Consider the following 18075-nt stretch of genomic DNA (forward strand, 5'->3'; position numbering starts at 1 on the left):
GCCACGCTGGTATCAGCGGCGCCAACTCGGTTTCATCAGACAAGCGCTCGGACGGATACTCGTCCGGTCGACGCAAACGAAAGGTCCCCCGCGTGGTCGTGCGCATTTTCGGCATGTCGATCCTCGTGACACTGCTGTCGCTGGTCGTCGCCTTCCTGTACGGCGGACCAACGGCGTTGGCGCTGGTCTTGATCCTCGGCATCCTCGAAGTCTCGCTGTCGTTCGACAACGCCGTCATCAACGCGACGGTGTTGCAGCGGATGAGCGAGTTCTGGCAACGGATCTTCCTCACCGTCGGCATCCTGATCGCCGTGTTCGGTATGCGCCTGGTCTTCCCGCTGGCGATCGTCTGGATCACCGCGGGGCTGAACCCGGTGAAGGCGTTCGACCTGGCGCTCAATCCGCCCGAGGGCGACGCGGCGTACTTCCCGAACGGCGAGCCGAGCTACGAAACGCTGCTCACCGACGCGCATCCGCAGATCGCCGCGTTCGGCGGCATGTTCCTGCTGCTGCTGTTCCTCAACTTCATCTTCGAGGAGCGCGAGATCACCTGGCTGTCCTGGCTGGAGCGCCCGCTCGCCCGGTTCGGCAAGCTCGACATGCTCTCCGTGGTCGTCGCGTCCATCGGCCTGGTGCTCACCGCGGAGCTGCTCACCCCCGACGACAAGCGCTCGACCGTCCTGCTCGCCGGCCTGCTCGGCATGGTGGTCTACATCGTGGTGGACGGGCTCGGCTCGATGTTCCACACCGAGGAGCACGTGGGTGACGGGCCGTCGGAACTGGCCAAGGCCACGGGTAAGGCCGGGTTCTTCCTGTTCCTCTACCTCGAGGTGCTCGACGCGTCGTTCTCCTTCGACGGCGTGATCGGCGCGTTCGCCATCACCGCCGACCCGATCATCATCGCGCTCGGCCTCGGTCTGATCGGCGCCATGTTCGTCCGGTCGATCACCGTGTACCTGGTGCGCAAGGGCACGCTGGCGGAGTACGTGTACCTCGAGCACGGCGCGCACTGGGCGATCGGCGCGCTGGCGATCATCCTGTTCGTCTCGATCGGCGTGCACGTCAACGAGCTCGTCACCGGCCTGGTCGGTGTCGCGTTCATCGGTGCCGCGTTCGTCTCCAGCATCATGCGCAATCGCCGCGAGAACGACGACGAGAAAGTCGACAGCGAACGAGAGCCGACCCCGGTAGGCTGATTTTCGGCAGGCAGCCGAAGACTCGTGCGGCAGCGGGCCCCTCCCTCGGGAGGACCGCTGCCGCTCCCATTTCTCTAGGGGGATCACGCCGATGGCGAACGACACCAACGCCGGTGGGGTCAACCTGTCCAAGGTGACCCTGTCGAAGGCGACACCGAGCATCAACCTCACCAAACCGGGTGAGCAGCAAGGCAACATGCGGGTCAACCTGAACTGGTCCGCCGGTTCGAAGGGTTTCTTCCGCAGGTCCAAGCCGGTCGATCTCGACCTCGGCTGCCTCTACGAACTGGCCAACGGCAACAAGGGTGTCGTGCAGGCGGTCGGCAACAATTTCGGCGCGCTCGACGGCGAGCCGTTCATCGCGCTCGACGGTGACGACCGCAGCGGTAGCGCGGCGGGCGGCGAGAACATGCACATCAATCTCGCACGACCCGAACTGTTCCGGCGCATTCTGATCTTCGCCTTCATCTACGAGGGCGTGCCGAACTGGGCCGCCGCGGACGGTGTGGTCACCCTCTTCCCGACCTCCGGGCCGCAGATCGAGGTGCGGCTCGACTCGCCCGTCGACGGTGCCCGTTCCTGCGCCATCGCGCTGCTGCAGAACCAAGGCAGCGGCATCACGGTTCACCGTGAAGTGCATTACATCAACGGTGCGCAGAAAGAGATCGACGAGGCTTACCGCTGGGGCATGAACTGGCACAGCGCGCGTAAGTAGCACACCCCCATTCGCGTGGGATATACCGCTTGACCAGTGCGTTCGGTAGACATTCAGGCCACGTTCAGTCGACTCCAGATGCTGTAGGAGATCGATCGCCGGTACTGCGGCGCTCCGACGTGAACTGGAGGAAACCAATGACCACCACTCCGAATGTGCTGCTCGTGCACGGCGCCTGGGCCGACGGGTCCAGCTGGAACAAGGTGATCGAGCGCCTGCTCGACCGGGGCTTCGGCACCGTGGTCGCCAGCCAGCTGCCGCTGCGCGGCTTCGCCGACGACGTCGCCGCCGTCACCCGCGACCTGGACGCGTTGACCGGTCCGACGATCCTGGTCGGCCACTCCTACGGCGGTGCCGTGATCAGCCAGGCCGGCGCGGGTCGCGCCGACGTCACCGGGCTGGTGTTCGTCGCCGCGTACGCCCCCACCGCGGGCCAGTCCGCCTTCCAGATCAACCAGGAGTTCGGCCAGGACCTGCCCAGCGGCGCGGACCTGGTGAACATCGGCGCCGAGGACACCCCGGACCTGATCATCGCCCGCGACCGCTACCACGCCGACTTCGCCGCCGACGCCGACCCGCGCGAGGCCGCGCTGCTCGCCGCCACTCAGAAGCCCACATCGGTACTGTCGCTTGCCGGTTCGGGCACCGCGACGCCCGCGTGGCAGACGCTGCGGGACAACACCTGGTACCAGATCTCGGAGCTGGACGCGATGATCCACCCGGACCTGGAGACCAAGATGGCCTACCAGGTGGCCACCGAGGACCACATCGTTTCGCTGGCCACCGGGCACGCCTCGATGATCACCCAGCCGGACGCCATCGCCGAGCTCATCGCGCGGGCCGCCGGTCGATAAGCGCGGACGACACGATCGTTCGCGTTCAGCCCACGTCAGCCGGTGGGCAGGCTGCCGGCTGACGGGATGCCCGCCGTCGCGCCGAGCAAGTCTCCGATGAGCTCGAGATACCTTGTCGCGCCGATGGTTTCGGCGTGCGAGCGGGCCTCCCAGCGCAGTTCGACGGCCCGCTCCTTGTCGCCGCCGTCGTGCCGGACCGCGGCGAGTTCCAGCAGCGCCGGGATCAGCTCGACCGGTGAGTCATAGCGGCGCAGCAGGCCGACCGCCCGGTCGAGCAGCTCCGCGTCCACGCCGCCCGGCGCGGCGGAAGCCATGGCGCGCAACGCCCTTCCGATGGTGCCGGGGGTGTCCCACTGTTCGGCCAGTTCGAGTTCCGCGGCGGCGAGTTCGCGGGCCTGCGCGCGCTCGCCGAGGCGCACCAGTTCCATGGCCGCGGAGCTGCGCCACGGGATGTGGGCCGGGTTGCGAATGCCCACCGCGCCGACGCGGCGGCCGCAGTCCAGGAAATGCGCGATCGCCTGGCGGGAGTCGCCGCGAGCGGCATTTAGCAGACCCTTGACGTGGATGACCACGGTCCACTCCCAGGTTTCGGGGTTGGCGTGCTCGGTCACGCTGTCGAGCCACTGCTCTGCCTCGGCCAAGCGGCCCAGCCCGAGCAGCGCGTGCGCGTACTGGGCGACCAGCGCGAGCGGCGGCCGGATGGACTCCTCGCCGAGCGTGCCGACGGTCGGCGCGACCTCGCGCAGCACCCTGCGGTAATCACCGCAGCGCAACAACACCTCCGAGTGCAGGATGAGGCGGTAGACGTCGATGGTGCCGAAGTGGTGGTCCTTGCGTTGCTCGCTGAACTGCCTGGCCAGCGCGAGGTCGCCCGACCACATGGCCAGGTGCGCGAGCAGGCCGACCAGCTGCTGCGGCAACACCTCCCAGCCGCGAGCCGGATCGGGCTCGGCCGGAAAACGGGCGAGGGTCTCGCGCGCGGTGTGCCGGACGCGAAAGGCGTCGTCCCAGGTGAGTATCGCCGTGGTGATCTGGTCGGCCGACCCGGTATGGCGCAGCGCGGCGACGTAGTCGCGCCAGGTGGCCGAGGTCAGGCCGGCGACCGCCCAGGAGGCGGCCCGAATGCTCTTGGCCGCCAGCGGGTCTCGACTCTCGGTCTCAGCGAGTACCTCGTCGAGCAGCGCCATCGCCGCGCCGGACTGCCAGCGCGTCGACATCGTCCAGGCCAACGGAATGAGCGCGGTCGGCGCGGCATGGCGCGCACGCTGACTGTGCAGCGCCTCCTCGAGATGCGCGCGGGCAGCGGCCGGGTTGGTCCACAACTCCAGCTGGCCGAGGCGAACCAGGATGTCGTCGCGGCCCGCGGGCGCGGTGATGCGCAACGCCGCCGCCAACTGGCGCACCGCGTCGACGATCAAGTCGTGGCGCAAGCACTCCTCCGCCGCGTCCAGCAGCACCACCGTCCACCGCGCGTACCGCACGCCGACCAGATCACGGAGATAGGCCGCGACCTGTCTGGCCGAGTAGCCTGCGCTGCGCGCCTGCTCGGCGGCGGCGATTCGGATCCGGTCGGAGTCCTCGCGGCGGCCGAGCCAGCGAATCGTGTTGCCGATCAACCGATGACGGAACACCGGTGGCGTCGCCGAGGTCAAAATCCCGGAGGCGGCGAGCAATTCGCAGCGATGCTGGACCACGCCGACCGGCTCGTCACAGGCGGCGGCGAGCACCTCGATGGTCGGCGCCACATCCGACAGCACGGCGAGGGCGCGCAGCATCGCGACCCCGCGCGGGGAGTACCGGCCGAGCAGTCGGCTGATCGAGCGCGAATAGCAGCCCTCCGGTAGATATTCCGGGATACGGTCGTGGTCGCGCAGGGCGACCAGATCGGTGATCAACGCACCGGCCAGCAGCGGGATATCCGCCGTCACCTGCTGAATATCCGCGGCCAGTCCCGGCGGGCACACCGCCCCGGTCCGCCGTTCGTACAGCCCCTCGATCGCGGCAACGCTGAGCCCACTCGGCCGCAGGATCGCGACGGCGAGCGGCTCCAACCGCGCATGCAGATCGAGAATCGCGGGCTCCCAAGGGCGTTCATCCAACGCCAAGACGAGCAGCACCCGCATCCGGCGCAATCGCGGTGCCACCGCCGTCAACACGCGCGCGGAACGCTCGTCCAGATGCTCCGCACCATCCACCAACACCACCTGCAGTCCGGCCAACGAGTCCTGAATGAGCTTGGCATGCAACGCTTCTACCAGCTGAACATCGGAGTGCCGCGCCGACACCTCGGCACCGACCAGCTCCGCGATCGCCCCGAGCGGTGGCGCGCCGTCCCACGGCGGTGGCAGATCCACTCGCCGCGCATCGGGAACACGACGCGCCAACTCGTCCAGCAACTGCGTCTTCCCGAAGCCCGGCCGCCCCGAAATCACCACCAACCCACCGCTCCCCGCAGTGGCCCGCGCGGTCCACGCCGCGATCCGCGTCAACTCCTGCTCGCGTTCGAACACAAGCGGTGCTGCGGAATCGGGATGCGATACCGGTGTCAGGACGGGTGCCGATGGTGGTGTTGCTGGTGCGGTGGGTGCTGATGCGATCGTCCAGGTGGGAGCTGCGGGCGGTGTCGGCCATTGCGACATGGAGACCGGAGAGGTTGGCGTGGGCGCGACAAAGGATTCCGGCGCGAGCGCAGGTGGCAATGGTGATACGGCCACCGTCGCCGATGTCGGTGTTGGCGCTAATGCTGGCGCCGGTGCCGGTACCGGTGGTGCGGTCGGCGCTGGTAGGGCCGGTGGTGTTGACGCCGGTACTGGTGCGATCGCCCGGGTGGGGGCTTCAGACGGTGTCGGCCATTGCGACATGGAGACCGGAGAGGTTGGCGTGGGCGCGACCAGGGATTCCGGTGCGAGCGCAGGTGACAGTGGCGATGCCGCCACCGTCGCCGATGCCGATGGCGGCACTGGCGACGATGTCGATGCCGGTGCTGGTGCTGGTGCTGGTGCCGATGTCGGTGCTGGCGCTGGTGCCGGTGTCGATGTCAGTGCTGGCGCTGGTGCCGGAGCCTGTGTCAGTGCTGGCGCTGGTGCCGGTGCCGGTGCCGGTGCCGGAGCCGGTGTCAGCGCTGGCGCTGGCGCTGGCGCTGGCGCTGGTGCCGGAGCCGGTGTCGATGTCAGTGCCGGCGCTGGTGCCGGAGCCGGAATTGGCGCCGGTGCTGGTGCTGGTGCTGGTGCTGATGTCAGTGCTGGTGCTGGTGCTGGTGTCGGAGCCGGAACTGGTGTCAGTGTCGGTGTCGGTACTGGTGCCGGCCACAGCGCGGACACCATGGCGAGGCGATGTTCAGCACCCGGCGGGAGCGGTGCCGACTCCCTTACCCAGGCGGTGTCCGAAAGTAGCTGTGCGGCAGATACTTCTGCTTCCGCATCGGGCCTCGCAGGCACATCGGCAGACTCAGTCGACCGCGTAAGGTGCTGTGCGACAACGGTAACCGAGTCGACAGCCGCCTCGCTCGCACGCGGTTCGGCGACCGGTTCCGGTTGCCCCGCACTATCCGTGCGCTGCGGTGCCCGGTGCACCACGACCTCGCCGGACAGGATCTCCTTATGCAGGGCGCGAAGTTGCTCCCCCGGTTCGACGCCCAGCTGATCCACCAGCAAGGTGCGCGTCTCCCGGTAGACCTCCAGCGCCTCGGACTGACGGCCCCGGGAGTACAGCGCACGCATCAGCACCACGCGGGGGCGTTCCCGCAGTGGATGTTCGGCCGTGAAGACACGCAGCCGATCGATCACCTCATCGGAACGGCCCAGTGTCACAGCGACATCGAGGCTGTCCTCCACCACGGCGAGCCGCCGTTCGGCCAATGCCGTGCGTTGGCGTTCGGCGAACGGGCCGGGCAGTCCGGCCAGCGGTTCACCGGAGTACAGGGCGAGGGCCTGCGCGTAGCGGTCTTCGGCGCGGGCCAGATCGCCGGCTTCGCGGGCGCGGCCCGCTTCCCCGATCAACCGGTCGAACACGCCGAGATCGGTCTGCTCGTCCTCGATCCGCAGCTGATATCCGCCGTGACCCGACAGCAGCAGTGTTGGCGGCGTGCGGGGCTTGCGGTCCGGCTCGAGCACTCGGCGCAGCGCGGATACGTACGTCTGGATAACCCCGACCCCGCTGGCCGGCGGCACCCCGTCGTACAGCGCGGCGAGCAGGCTCGACGCCGACACCCATTGGCGCCGGCGGAAGGCCAGCACGCATAGCACGGTCCGCCGCTGCGGCGGGCCGAGCGGCAGGATCTGCGCGCCGCGGTGCGCCTCCACCCCGTTGAGCAGGGTCAACCGCACCGCGGGCGGCGAGCCCGCGACCGCCTGATCCATCCGTTCTCCACCGCCTCACTCCGACCTGGCCCGACCAGGGTAAGCGGACCGGCGTCCAGTGAACACGGAAAGCGGGGGCCGAGGGGAGCGGTGACCGCTGTGTTCGCCAGCTGTCGACACCGTCGGGACCGACCGCTGAGCTGGGCGTTCGGCAAGTCTCGAGCAACCGTTCAGCAGCGCCCGGCACGCTGTTCGCCGAGGCAGGCAGTGACGCACCTCGCAGCGCGAAACAGGGAGACGAGACAACCGTGCACACCGTGGTCAAGGTCGCGATCATCTATTACTCGGCAACCGGCAGCGTGTACCGCCTCGCGGCCGCTGCCGCGGCGGCCGCCGAAAAGTCCGGCGCCGAGGTCCGGCTACGCAAGGTGCGCGAGCTGGCACCGGCGCAGGCGATCGCCGCGAATCCGCTGTGGTCGGCCAATCACGCGGCCACCGAGCAGGTCCAGGAGGCCGAGATCGCCGACCTGGACTGGGCCGAGGTGATCCTGTTCGGCAGCCCCACCCGCTTCGGCTTGCCCGCCGCCCAGTGGAAGCAGTTCGTCGACACCGCGGGCGGCCTGTGGAAGCAGGGCGGCCTGGTGAACAAGGTCACCTCCGCGTTCACCTCCACCGGCACCGCGCACGGCGGTCAGGAATCGACCATCCTGGCCATGAACAACACCTTCTACCACTGGGGTTCGATCATTGTGCCGCCCGGCTACGCCGATCCGGTGCAGTTCCGTTCCGGCAATCCCTATGGGACGAGCCATGTTTCGGACAACGGACAAATACCGCCCGGCGAAACGGAGCTGGCCGCCATCGAATTCCAGACCGTCCGCGCGATAGCGATCGCCGCCGCGCTGCAACGCGGATTCGCGCAGGCGTAACGCGAATCGGCCGCGCGGCTATCCGACCGGGATCAACGCGCCGGGCGCGAACCGCGGCACCGGCGGCGGCACCGACCGAAAGCCGCGCGGCCGCGCCCGCAGAAACAGAAAGAACAGCGCGACCAGCAACACCGCCCTGCCCCACACCCCGAACTGCACGACCTTCTCCATCGTTTCCCAGGGCTGGCCGGTGCCCAGCGCGTAGAAGTACCGGAAAACGCCGATCCCGAGGGCGGCGTCGGCGACGAAGTACGCCACGATCGCCGCCCACGGCACCTCGAGCAACACCAGGAACGGCACCAGCCACAACGTGTACTGCGGCGAATGCACCTTGTGGAACAGCAGGAATCCGCACAGCATCGCGCCGCTCACGCCGACCCAGCCGAACACCCGCGTGGCGAGGTATCGCTTCCAGCCGAACCACATGGCGAGTGCGAACGCGGCGAGCACCAGGGTCGGCGAGGCGATCGAGACCACCTGCTGGAACAGCGCCTCGCTCTGCGCGTCCGGCCCGAACAGCGGCCGAAGTCCCCAATACCAGATGGAATTCGTGGTGATGTCGGCCTGCCGCAGCTGCTGGAAGGTGATCGAGGCCCGCCACCCCTCGTATCCGGCCAGCGCGAACGGCAGGTTCACCGCGATCACCGTGCCGATGGCCGCGCCCGCCGTCAACAGCGCGCCACGCACGTCGAGGCCGGTGTCGTCGCGGTCGCGTTCGACACCACCGGTCAGCACATATGCCAGCAGCGGCAACACGAAAATGCCTGGATACAGCTTCAAACAGAACCCGAGACCCAGCAGCACCGCAGCCACCATGCCTCTGGTGCGCAACGAGTATCGGGTCCATGTCGCGACCACGTACACCGCGGCGACCGCCGTGCACACCACCGGGAGTTCCCAATTGTGGAAGGCGTAGAGCACCAGCGGTGGCCCCGCCGCCCACAGCAGCGCGGCGCGGCCCGCGAGCCGGGCCAGCATCCAGGCGGTCAGCAACGCGAACGGCGCCAGCAACAGCGCGGAGTGCCGCAGGAACTCGGCATCGTTGTCCGCGCCGAGCGCACCCAGCCACATCAATACGCCGCTGAGCACCGGGTATTCGACCGCACCGCCGACCAGGGTGCCGTCGTCGGTGATGCCGCCGTGCACATAGGGAAAGACGTGCTCGTTGATGTCGCGGCCGAGCCAGAGGAACTGGATATCGGAGTAGCAGACATCCGAATCCTTGGTGACATCGAATACCGTGCTGCGACCGTCCGCCGTGAACGGCGCTCCCGCACACCGCGCCTTGTTCGCATACCCGAGCGCCAGGGTGAGCCCGCACAGCACGAGCAGCACCGCCGCCAGCGCCGTGCGCCGGGTCACCCGGCGCGCGATCAGGTCGCTGATGGCGAGTCCGGTCGGCATGAGCACCACCCTAAGCGGCGCGGTATACCAACGTCCGCGTTCCCTCGCCGACGGGATCGATTTCGGAGGTCAACGGCCTTTCATGTAGCCTTGTCGGGTTGCTGACGCAACGACCCTCCTGCCACGGAGAGCCCGTGGCCGTTTCCTAGTCCACAGGAGGTGATTGGTCCGTGCGTCATTACGAAGTGATGGTTATTCTCGATCCCAGTCTGGACGAGCGCACCGTTGGTCCGTCTCTCGAGACGATGCTCAACGTGGTTCGTACCGAGGGCGGCAAGGTCGACAAGGTCGATATCTGGGGCCGCCGCAGGCTTGCCTACGAGATCGCCAAGCAGGCCGAGGGCATCTACGCGGTGGTCGATCTGACCGCGGAGCCCGCGACCGTGAGCGAACTCGATCGCCAGCTCGGCCTGAACGAGTCGGTGCTGCGCACCAAGGTTCTGCGCCACGACAAGTAGTCCCGCAACCCTCGATTGCGTCGGTGCCGGTATCTAGGCTCTAGCGCAACTAGCGAGACGCGGACTGCACACTGAGCAGGAGGAACCACATGGCAGGCGACACGGTCATCACCGTCATCGGAAACTTGACGGCCGACCCCGAGCTTCGATTCACGCCCGCGGGAGCGGCGGTGGCTAATTTCACCGTCGCGTCGACACCCCGTGTGTTCGATCGTAATTCGAACGAATGGAAAGACGGCGAAGCGCTGTTCCTGCGCTGCAATATCTGGCGCGAAGCTGCGGAAAATGTCGCCGAAAGCCTGACCCGGGGTTCCCGAGTCATCGTCAGCGGACGACTCAAGCAGCGCTCCTACGAGACCCGCGAGGGTGAGAAGCGCACGGTCGTCGAGCTCGAGGTCGATGAGGTCGGCCCCTCGCTGCGCTACGCCACCGCGAAGGTCAACAAGACCAGTCGCGGCGGCGGTGGCGGCGGCTTCGGGTCCGGTGGCAGCGGTGGCTCCGGCGGCAACGCGCCGGCCGGCTCCGGTGGTGGCGGTGGGCGTTCCGGCGGTGCCGAGGACGACCCTTGGGGCAGTGCGCCCGCGGCAGGCTCCTTCGGGGGCAGCCGCATGGATGACGAACCGCCGTTCTGACAACGGCTCTCATAGGCCCACTTCGCGTGGACCATCAATGATTACGGAGTAAACGACCATGCCTAAAGCGCCAGCGCGCGAAAAGGTGCTCAAGAAGAAGGCTTGCGCGTTCTGCAAAGAAGCCAAGTCCGGAATCGTCAACATCGACTACAAGGACACGGCGCTGCTGCGTAAGTACGTCAGCGATCGCGGCAAGATCCGCGCCCGCCGCGTCACCGGCAACTGCGTGCAGCACCAGCGTGACATCGCGGTTGCCGTCAAGAACTCGCGTGAGGTGGCCCTGCTTCCTTACGTGTCGACGGCTCGCTGAGTAAGGGAGGCACGCAAATGAAGTTGATTCTGACTGCTGACGTGGACAACCTCGGTGCGCCCGGCGACACCGTCGAGGTCAAGGACGGCTACGGCCGCAATTTCCTGCTGCCGCGCGGACTGGCGATCGTGGCCAGCCGTGGCGCCGAAAAGCAGGTCGCGGGCATCCGCCGGGCGCAGGACGCCCGTAAGGTGCGCGACCTCGATCACGCCAACGAATTGAAGCAGGCCATCGAGAACCTCGAGTCGGTCTCGCTGTCGGTGAAGACGGCGGGCACGGGCAAGCTCTTCGGCTCGGTGACCCAGGCCGATGTGGCCTCGGCCATCAAAGCCGCCGGTGGGCCCGTGGTCGACAAGCGCAGCATCGAGCTGCCGAAGTCGCACATCAAGTCGACCGGCAAGCACAGCGTCGTGGTGCACCTGCACCCGGACGTGGTGGCCAAGTTCGACCTGACGGTCGCTGCCAGCTGATATAGCACCACATCGAAGACCACTCCCGTGTTCGGCACGGGGGTGGTCTTCGGTTGTGCGACGTCGGCCACTCTTGTTGAATAACTAGCTGTTTGCCCACTACCGGGCCCTGCCATACGGAACATTCCCGGCAAATCTTCGCTGGTCACAGGGTTCGCCTGGGTAGGCCTGTGGATTACTCAGGAAACCGACCGGTGGCAATGTGATTCAGCTCATAGCCGTCACCCGTGCTGTTAACCCAACACGCCCGGCTGTTCAACTTGGCCGACACGCCGCGACTTTATTCATCCACACGTGGATAGATCGGTAAATCGATATCTATCTGCGGGTTTCCCCTGGGCGACCTGGGTTTTCCCCAAGTAGTACACAGGGGGTGCACACAGTTAGGTGAACAGTCCCCAACTTATCCACAGCTGTGTGCACAGCAGCGTTTGGCGACCACCCTTCGGGTCGCCTAAGTTCGTCGCTATGTCGTGAACGAACGGCCCGCACGTCCGGAAATCGCGGATACCGCAACGGTAGCTGGAACCCGCAGGTGGCCCTGGTCATCAGCCGCTGCCGCTGCGCCAGCGTGTCGGAGCACCGAGAGTGGAACGAACATCAATAGCGTGGGCCCCGGTGGGTAGAGAGAGGACGGTCGAGTCTCATGGCAGTCGTCGATGACCGCGGGCACGCGAACTTCCCGCCCGAACCCCCCGGCGAGGACTTCGGGCGCCAGCCACCGCACGACATGGCGGCCGAGCAGTCCGTGCTCGGCGGCATGCTGCTGAGCAAGGACGCGATCGCCGACGTCATCGAGGTCATGCGGCCCGGCGACTTCTACCGCCCCGCACACCAGCTCATCTACGACACCATCCTCGACCTCTACGGTCGCGGCGAACCCGCCGACCCGGTCACCGTCTCGGCAGGCCTGGACCGCCGCGGCGAACTCAAGCGCATCGGCGGACCGCCCTACCTCGTCACGCTCACCCAGACCGTCCCCACCGCGGCCAACGCCAGCTACTACGCCGAGATCGTCGCCGAGAAAGCGATCCTGCGTCGCCTCGTCGAGGCAGGCACCCGCATCGTCCAGTACGGCTACGCCGGCGCCGACGGTCAAGACATCGCCGAGGTCGTCGACCGCGCTCAGGCCGAGGTCTACGAGGTCACCGAACGCCGCACCACCGAAGACTTCCTCCCCCTCGAGGAACTCCTGCAGCCCACGATGGACGAGATCGACTCCATCGCCAGCCGAGGCGGCATCTCCCTCGGCGTCCCCACCGGCTTCACCGAACTCGACGAACTCACCAACGGTCTACACCCCGGTCAGATGGTCATCGTCGCGGCCCGACCCGGCGTCGGCAAATCGACACTGGGAATGGATTTCATGCGCAGTTGCTCGATCAAGCATGGGTTGCCCAGCGTTATCTTTTCGCTGGAGATGAGTCGCACGGAAATTGTGATGCGCCTTTTGTCGGCCGAGGCGAAGATCAAGCTCGGTGATATGCGTTCCGGACGGATGAGCGACGACGACTGGACCAAACTTGCTCGTCGCATGAGTGAGATCAGCGAAGCGCCGCTGTTCGTCGACGATTCACCGAACCTCACCATGATGGAGATCCGGGCGAAGGCGCGACGCCTCAAACAACGCCACGATCTGAAACTCGTTGTGGTGGACTACCTTCAGCTGATGACCTCCGGTAAAAAGGTCGAATCCCGGCAGCAGGAAGTCTCGGACTTCTCACGAAATCTGAAGCTGCTCGCCAAGGAACTCGAGGTTCCGGTGATCGCGATCAGCCAGCTGAACCGTGGTCCGGAACAGCGAACCGACAAGCGGCCCATGGTGTCCGACCTTCGCGAGTCGGGCTCCCTGGAGCAGGACGCCGACATGGTCATCCTGCTGCACCGCCCCGACGCCATCGAACGCGACGACCCCCGCGGTGGCGAAGCCGACCTCATCGTGGGCAAACACCGTAACGGCCCGACCGCCACCATCACCGTCGCCCACCAACTGCATTTGAGTCGGTTCGTGGATATGGCGCGCGGTTAAGGTGCGTCGGGGCTGGATATGTTTCTCAGCCACGGTCGGTTCGGGTGAAACGAGGCAGCGATATCAGTCAGAGCTGTCGGATCCGCAGGGCGTTGGGCCAGGCAGTCCAAGAGTGACAGCTTCGCTTGACCACAAACGGAGGTCATCGTATTGTCGTTGATCGCCAGGGTTTGACCGGTGGGGAGGGGGATCAATGAGCGTTTCGTCAAGTCTGAGAAGAAGCTTCGCCGCTGGTTGTCTGGCATCGAGTGCGACAATGCTGGTCGCCTGTACCGAGGGCTCGACCGATCAAGGTTCCAACACCGTAGGTCCCGCGACGACATCGCCTTCGACGACCGTCTCCGTGCAAGTGAGCGTGCCTCCCGCACCGGTACAGACCGGCACCAATCCTGTTCGGTTCGATCCATGTGTGCGTGTGGGCGACGACCTGGTGACCAGGGCAGGATTCGACCCGGCGACTCGCGAAAGATACACAGCCGAAAGCGTTTCCGGTATTTTCACAGAAATCGGCTGTCAATTTTGGCGCGAGACATTGGTCGATGGCGAAAAGTACCCTACTGGCGGGACGTCTGTGACTTCGAGCGACCTGACATTGGATGATATCCGAAAGAACCCGAGCCACAGCATATTCAACTCCGACACGATCGGCGGGCGAGAGGCTGTGCTGTACCGAACCCCGCAGGTCGACGGCGGTTGTTGGGCGTCGATCAAGGCATCGGACGGGATTTTTACGGTCGGCTTGATCGTACCCCCTGGTCCGGTAATGGTGCCGCCGCCATGCGAACAGATCCGCCATCTCGCTGAGATATTCAGCGAATCCCTCGGCACCAACTAGTGCCGCTGTTCGACGAACCATCCCCGTACGCAGAACGGCCGCCGACGCAAGCCCGGCTGTGAGACAACGTTTTTCGGCTTCACTTCAGTGACAGTACAGAGTTAGGGCACTATACGAATGGCAGAAACATTCGCAGCGAACCCCAGCGAAATTGCTGGTCTGAGTAACCTTGTCTCCTCGATAGCTGGGGACGCCCTGCTGGTCTCCAGCTTCGTGGCAAAGGAGGGGCGGGCTGCGGAGTGGCTGCATGGGCCGATCATCGACACGTTGGTGACCCCTATCAACGATGCAGCAGACTGGATGTCTCGACGTCACGCGGTACTCGCGAATACCACCCTGGGCACCAGTATCGAGCTCAACAAAGCTGCCTGGATGTATCACAGCCAAGATCAGAAGACCTACGCCGAACTGAACGCACATACCGAATCGATGCTCGCAGTGGGTGACGGCACTGAAGAGATCGGCGTGACTGCGCAATACACCGGTGCCGCCACGTACTCGAAGCCTGAGTCTTTCAAACTCGAAGCGCCGGCTGCGAACAAAGAGGAGCTCGCCGGGCTCATCGCCGAAGTTTTCCCGGTGCTCGGCAATGTGAACGAGTCCATCAAAAGCATCACTCGCGCGGCGGGAACCGAATACGATCCGCTGGTCTCATGCTTGGAACCGATTCCCGGAAATTGGTCCGAGATCCGGAGGCTCGGTGAGGTTTACAAGGCAGCAGGCAACGGACTCGAGGCATGCGGCAAGAATCTCGAATCCGGAGTGAAGCGGATCGACGGTAGCACGAATAGCAAACCCAACTGGGACGGTAAAGCCTCGATAGCCTTCAGCGACTGGGCGACCAAACAGGTCGCGGCAATGCAATGGGAGGGGCCGGTCGGCCGGATCGTCAGTGATTGTGCAGGAGCGGTCTCCGATGAGATCAGGAACGGCATCAAATTCATCCTCCAAAAGCTGTGGGGGATGCTCAACAAGTATGTCGATTTCGACGATATCAAAGGCGCTCTCAAGTCGGTCGCCAACATCCTTTCGGCAGCCGTCCCGGGCCTCGGAGCTGCCCGCATCGCCAAGCTGGTCGTCGACATCGGCTATCTCATCAAAGCCGCCATCGACGTCGTATTCAAGATAAAAGAGCTTGCCGATGCGTTCAAAAAGCTGCTCGATATCATCAAAGATCCAGTTGGCCAGTTGAAGGAGAAGGCGAACCAGAAGCTGGACGAGGCCATCGCGCCGGTCACACGGAGGATTGATGATGCCACTCGTAAGGCCGCTCTCGCCAAAGACATTCAGCAAATCTCCCAGTACGGTGACACCGTGAACCGACCCACAGAGTCCTACGACGCCGGAACCGGGTCCGCACCATGGGAGAACGCGTTATGACGAGACCACAATGGGGCAGCATGCGGGAGCCCAACCTAGACCCTCAGGTGGAGGCGGTCGCCCGGAAGGTTATGGACGCGGTAGACAATCTACGTACTGCCACTATCCGACTATCCAACATCGATGTTGACGAACTCTTCGACAGTCCCACCGAAGTGTCCGAGGAATTTATCGCGATGGTCGCGGGAATGGACACCGCATCCCCGGCGCTGAAGACATACGCCGAACGTGTCAGTAACGGTGAATGCCGTTGGTGCGACATCGAAACGCTCGCTCGCCCGGTACCACGGGAGGTTGCCGAGATGAAGAACTCGCCGCTGTTCATCTGGCCGTGGACGCCGGAGCCGCCGCCGCAGCCCACCCCACCCCCGGCCCCGATGTGGCCGCCCACCCACAGTTCCACCCGTCGTCCACGACCAGGCGAAACCGTAGTCGGTCCCAGCGACTGGCCGGACGATTTCGAGGACCACCCCGATGAGCGGCGCTGGCGCTGAAATGGGTCGGTCCCGGAAGATGATCGGCCCGATGTCACTGGTGTGGACGTTGGGCGTCGCGGTAGCCGCGGTGGCCTTTATGGGGGGCGCGCTGAATCTGGGTGCCGCGATAGTTCGGTGGACCGGTTCACAGCTCGCTATGGCATTGTTTCTTCCGGTGAGCGTAGTGCTGGGCGCAGGTGCATGGATGCTCGTGCTGGCGGCAGCATGGCGGCTGCGCCGTAATTATCTGCGACACAACGGGATCGCCATGTCTGCGGTAGTCGTCGAGTCGGATCTGCGATGCAAGCAAGGACTGGGTGTACTCAACTTCGATTTGTGGCAGGTGAAAGTTGAGGCCGAGTTTCCGCACCCCGACTCGGGTGGGGATGCCCGCGTGCAAAAGCAGTTCTTCTATCCGCAATGCCGCGAGGTCAAAGCACGTGCGCTGGCTGAGCGCCTGAGCGTCGGTTCCTCGGTTCCTATTGTGGTCCGCAAGAATTACGCATTGTTCGACATTCCCAAACGGCCCGTCTGGGCCGATATCTGGTGAGCACACCCGCCCCACGCCATCAAACGAGACGAGCCGCGTGGTGGCGAAGCCGACCTCGTTGTCGGCAAGCACCATAACGGCCCGACCGCCACCATCACCGTTGCACGCCAGCTGCATTGAGTGGGGCCGTGGATGTGACGCTCGGTTAACACCGCACTGCCGCGGGTCAGGGTTGGTCCAATCTTGTTCGCTCGCGGCGGGGCCGAACAGCAGCCTCCCTGTCGTGTCGGATTTGCGTTGTGACATTCAGTGCAAGCTCGATGGCGATGATCCCGAACAGTGTCTGTTCGATGTCGAACCCGGCGGGTAGCTCGCCGTTCTCCACCACCACGGTCAGGTCCGGCCGCAACTGTTCCCGCCAGCGCGACCACACTCGGCCAGTACGGGCTCGACACCCGGTGCCTGGATCCACGAACGCGGGGAAGGCTGGGGCCTAACGGCTCAAACTCGTTGCGCTTGCAGCGCGGGATAGTCGGTGTAGCCCTCGGCGCCGCCGCCGTAGACCAGTTCGCGGGTGTAGTCGTTGAGGGGGGCTGCGGTGGCGAAGCGGGTGGGGAGGTCGGGGTTGGCGATGAAGAGGCGTCCGAACGAGAAGAGGTCGGCCAGGCCGGTTTCCAGGATTTTTTCGCCTGCGGCGCGCGTGGTCGGAGTGGGGCCGTTGAAGTTCGCGATGAGGGTGCTGGACCAGCGGGGGCGTAGATCGGCTAGGGCGGCGTATGCGCCGCGCTCGATCACGTGGAGATAGGCGAGGCCGAGCGGGTTGAGGGTGTCCAGCAGGGTGCGGTAGGTGGTCTGTGGGTCTTGTTCCGCGATCTCGTTTTCCGGGTTGTCGGGGGAGATGCGCAGGCCGACGCGTTCGGCGCCCACTTCGGCGGCGACGGCCGTCACGATGTCGACGGCGAGGCGGAGCCGGTTGTTGCGCGAGCCGCCGTAACGGTCGGTCCGCCGGTTGGTGTTCTCGGCCAGGAATTGCTGGATCAGGTAGCCGTTCGCGCCGTGGATCTCGACGCCGTCGAAGCCGGCCGCGATGGCGTTGCGCGCTTCGGCGGCGAAATCCTCGACCGTGGCGTCGACTTCGGCGGTCGTCATCGCGCGCGGCGTGACATGGTCTCGCAGCCCCTGACCGGTGAAGATCTGCGCGCCGGTGATGCGTACGGGCGAGGGTGCCAGCGGAGTCGCGCCGCCCGGCAGAATCAGCGGGTGGGTCATCCGGCCGACGTGCCACAGCTGGGCGAAGATGCGCCCGCCCGCCGCGTGCACCGCGTCGGTCACCTTGCGCCAGCCGGTCACCTGCGCGTCATCGACGAGGCCGGGTACGCCGGGGCCGGCCTTTCCGAGGATATTGGCGTAGATACCCTCGGTGACGATCAGTCCTGAGCTGGCGCGCTGCGCGTAGTAGTCGGCGGTAAGCGGATTCGGGACGCCGGTGGCGTCGTCCGCACGCCCCCTGGTCATCGGGGCCATGGCGATGCGGTTCGGCAGGTCGAGTGCGCCGCGTCGGTAAGGGCGTAGCAAAGAGCTGTCGGACATGGGATTTCC

The 18075-nt window shown here is 65.7% G+C and carries 18 protein-coding genes and 1 pseudogene; 13 read left to right on the top strand and 6 right to left on the bottom strand.

The window, feature by feature from the left end; all coding sequences use genetic code 11:
• Positions 1-92 precede the first annotated feature (92 nt).
• From ACIHA7_RS24790 to ACIHA7_RS24800, 3 genes are all read left to right on the top strand, one after another.
• Positions 93-1196: a DUF475 domain-containing protein gene (locus ACIHA7_RS24790; protein WP_397293352.1), complete on the top strand. Its 1104-nt coding sequence runs from the start codon at positions 93-95 to the stop codon at positions 1194-1196.
• A gap of 91 nt (positions 1197-1287) precedes the next feature.
• On the top strand, positions 1288-1911 hold the full coding sequence (locus ACIHA7_RS24795; protein ID WP_397293353.1) for a Tellurium resistance: 624 nt from the start codon (positions 1288-1290) through the stop codon (positions 1909-1911).
• 137 nt (positions 1912-2048) lie between these two features.
• The gene (locus ACIHA7_RS24800) at positions 2049-2765 is read left to right on the top strand and encodes an alpha/beta fold hydrolase (protein ID WP_397293354.1); all 717 of its coding nucleotides are present in this window, start codon (positions 2049-2051) and stop codon (positions 2763-2765) included.
• Positions 2766-2800: 35 nt separating this feature from the next.
• On the opposite strand, the gene ACIHA7_RS24805 is transcribed toward ACIHA7_RS24800, so the two are convergent.
• The 3 genes and pseudogenes from ACIHA7_RS24805 to ACIHA7_RS24815 all read right to left on the bottom strand — a co-directional run.
• Positions 2801-5275, bottom strand: a complete 2475-nt coding sequence (locus tag ACIHA7_RS24805) for an AAA family ATPase (protein ID WP_397293842.1) — start codon at positions 5273-5275, stop codon at positions 2801-2803.
• A 325-nt stretch (positions 5276-5600) separates the two neighbouring features.
• Positions 5601-6074, bottom strand: coding sequence for a hypothetical protein (locus ACIHA7_RS24810; protein ID WP_397293885.1), 474 nt, complete (start codon positions 6072-6074; stop codon positions 5601-5603).
• A 338-nt stretch (positions 6075-6412) separates the two neighbouring features.
• Positions 6413-7123: pseudogene (locus ACIHA7_RS24815) on the bottom strand (BTAD domain-containing putative transcriptional regulator); the annotation flags it as partial.
• A 248-nt stretch (positions 7124-7371) separates the two neighbouring features.
• Here ACIHA7_RS24815 and wrbA point away from each other — a divergent pair.
• Positions 7372-7992, top strand: a complete 621-nt coding sequence (gene wrbA / locus ACIHA7_RS24820) for an NAD(P)H:quinone oxidoreductase (RefSeq protein WP_397293355.1) — start codon at positions 7372-7374, stop codon at positions 7990-7992.
• 18 nt (positions 7993-8010) lie between these two features.
• On the opposite strand, the gene ACIHA7_RS24825 is transcribed toward wrbA, so the two are convergent.
• Entirely contained in the window at positions 8011-9396 is a 1386-nt protein-coding gene (locus tag ACIHA7_RS24825; protein WP_397293356.1) for a glycosyltransferase family 87 protein, read from the bottom strand.
• A gap of 170 nt (positions 9397-9566) precedes the next feature.
• On the opposite strand from ACIHA7_RS24825, the gene rpsF reads away from it, so the two are divergent.
• From rpsF to ACIHA7_RS24870, 9 genes are all read left to right on the top strand, one after another.
• The gene (gene rpsF, locus ACIHA7_RS24830; protein WP_014989072.1) at positions 9567-9854 is read left to right on the top strand and encodes a 30S ribosomal protein S6; all 288 of its coding nucleotides are present in this window, start codon (positions 9567-9569) and stop codon (positions 9852-9854) included.
• An 89-nt stretch (positions 9855-9943) separates the two neighbouring features.
• The gene (locus tag ACIHA7_RS24835; protein WP_397293357.1) at positions 9944-10486 is read left to right on the top strand and encodes a single-stranded DNA-binding protein; all 543 of its coding nucleotides are present in this window, start codon (positions 9944-9946) and stop codon (positions 10484-10486) included.
• Positions 10487-10544: 58 nt separating this feature from the next.
• Positions 10545-10796 carry a 30S ribosomal protein S18 gene (rpsR, locus tag ACIHA7_RS24840; protein ID WP_014989074.1) on the top strand — a complete coding sequence of 84 codons (252 nt, stop codon included), beginning with the start codon at positions 10545-10547 and terminating at the stop codon, positions 10794-10796.
• A 17-nt stretch (positions 10797-10813) separates the two neighbouring features.
• A complete protein-coding gene (gene rplI / locus ACIHA7_RS24845; protein ID WP_397293358.1) occupies positions 10814-11266 on the top strand; it encodes a 50S ribosomal protein L9 in 453 nt (150 codons plus the stop codon).
• A 646-nt stretch (positions 11267-11912) separates the two neighbouring features.
• Positions 11913-13295: a replicative DNA helicase gene (gene dnaB / locus ACIHA7_RS24850; protein ID WP_397293359.1), complete on the top strand. Its 1383-nt coding sequence runs from the start codon at positions 11913-11915 to the stop codon at positions 13293-13295.
• Between the two features lie 256 nt (positions 13296-13551).
• A complete protein-coding gene (locus ACIHA7_RS24855) occupies positions 13552-14130 on the top strand; it encodes a DUF3558 domain-containing protein (RefSeq protein WP_397293843.1) in 579 nt (192 codons plus the stop codon).
• Positions 14131-14247: 117 nt separating this feature from the next.
• The gene (locus ACIHA7_RS24860; RefSeq protein ID WP_397293360.1) at positions 14248-15510 is read left to right on the top strand and encodes a hypothetical protein; all 1263 of its coding nucleotides are present in this window, start codon (positions 14248-14250) and stop codon (positions 15508-15510) included.
• 20 nt (positions 15511-15530) lie between these two features.
• The gene (locus ACIHA7_RS24865; protein ID WP_397293361.1) at positions 15531-16004 is read left to right on the top strand and encodes a hypothetical protein; all 474 of its coding nucleotides are present in this window, start codon (positions 15531-15533) and stop codon (positions 16002-16004) included.
• A complete protein-coding gene (locus ACIHA7_RS24870) occupies positions 15985-16536 on the top strand; it encodes a hypothetical protein (protein ID WP_397293362.1) in 552 nt (183 codons plus the stop codon). Before ACIHA7_RS24865 ends, ACIHA7_RS24870 begins: the two co-directional genes overlap by 20 nt.
• 166 nt (positions 16537-16702) lie before the next feature.
• Here ACIHA7_RS24870 and ACIHA7_RS24875 read toward each other — a convergent pair whose 3' ends face one another.
• Both ACIHA7_RS24875 and ACIHA7_RS24880 read right to left on the bottom strand, forming a co-directional pair.
• Complete coding sequence (locus tag ACIHA7_RS24875) at positions 16703-16948, bottom strand: TetR family transcriptional regulator C-terminal domain-containing protein (protein ID WP_397293363.1); 246 nt, start codon at positions 16946-16948, stop codon at positions 16703-16705.
• Between the two features lie 29 nt (positions 16949-16977).
• On the bottom strand, positions 16978-18066 hold the full coding sequence (locus ACIHA7_RS24880; protein WP_397293364.1) for an alkene reductase: 1089 nt from the start codon (positions 18064-18066) through the stop codon (positions 16978-16980).
• Positions 18067-18075 lie beyond the last annotated feature (9 nt).

The organism is Nocardia sp. NPDC052316, from assembly GCF_044547795.1.
GTDB lineage: Bacteria > Actinomycetota > Actinomycetes > Mycobacteriales > Mycobacteriaceae > Nocardia.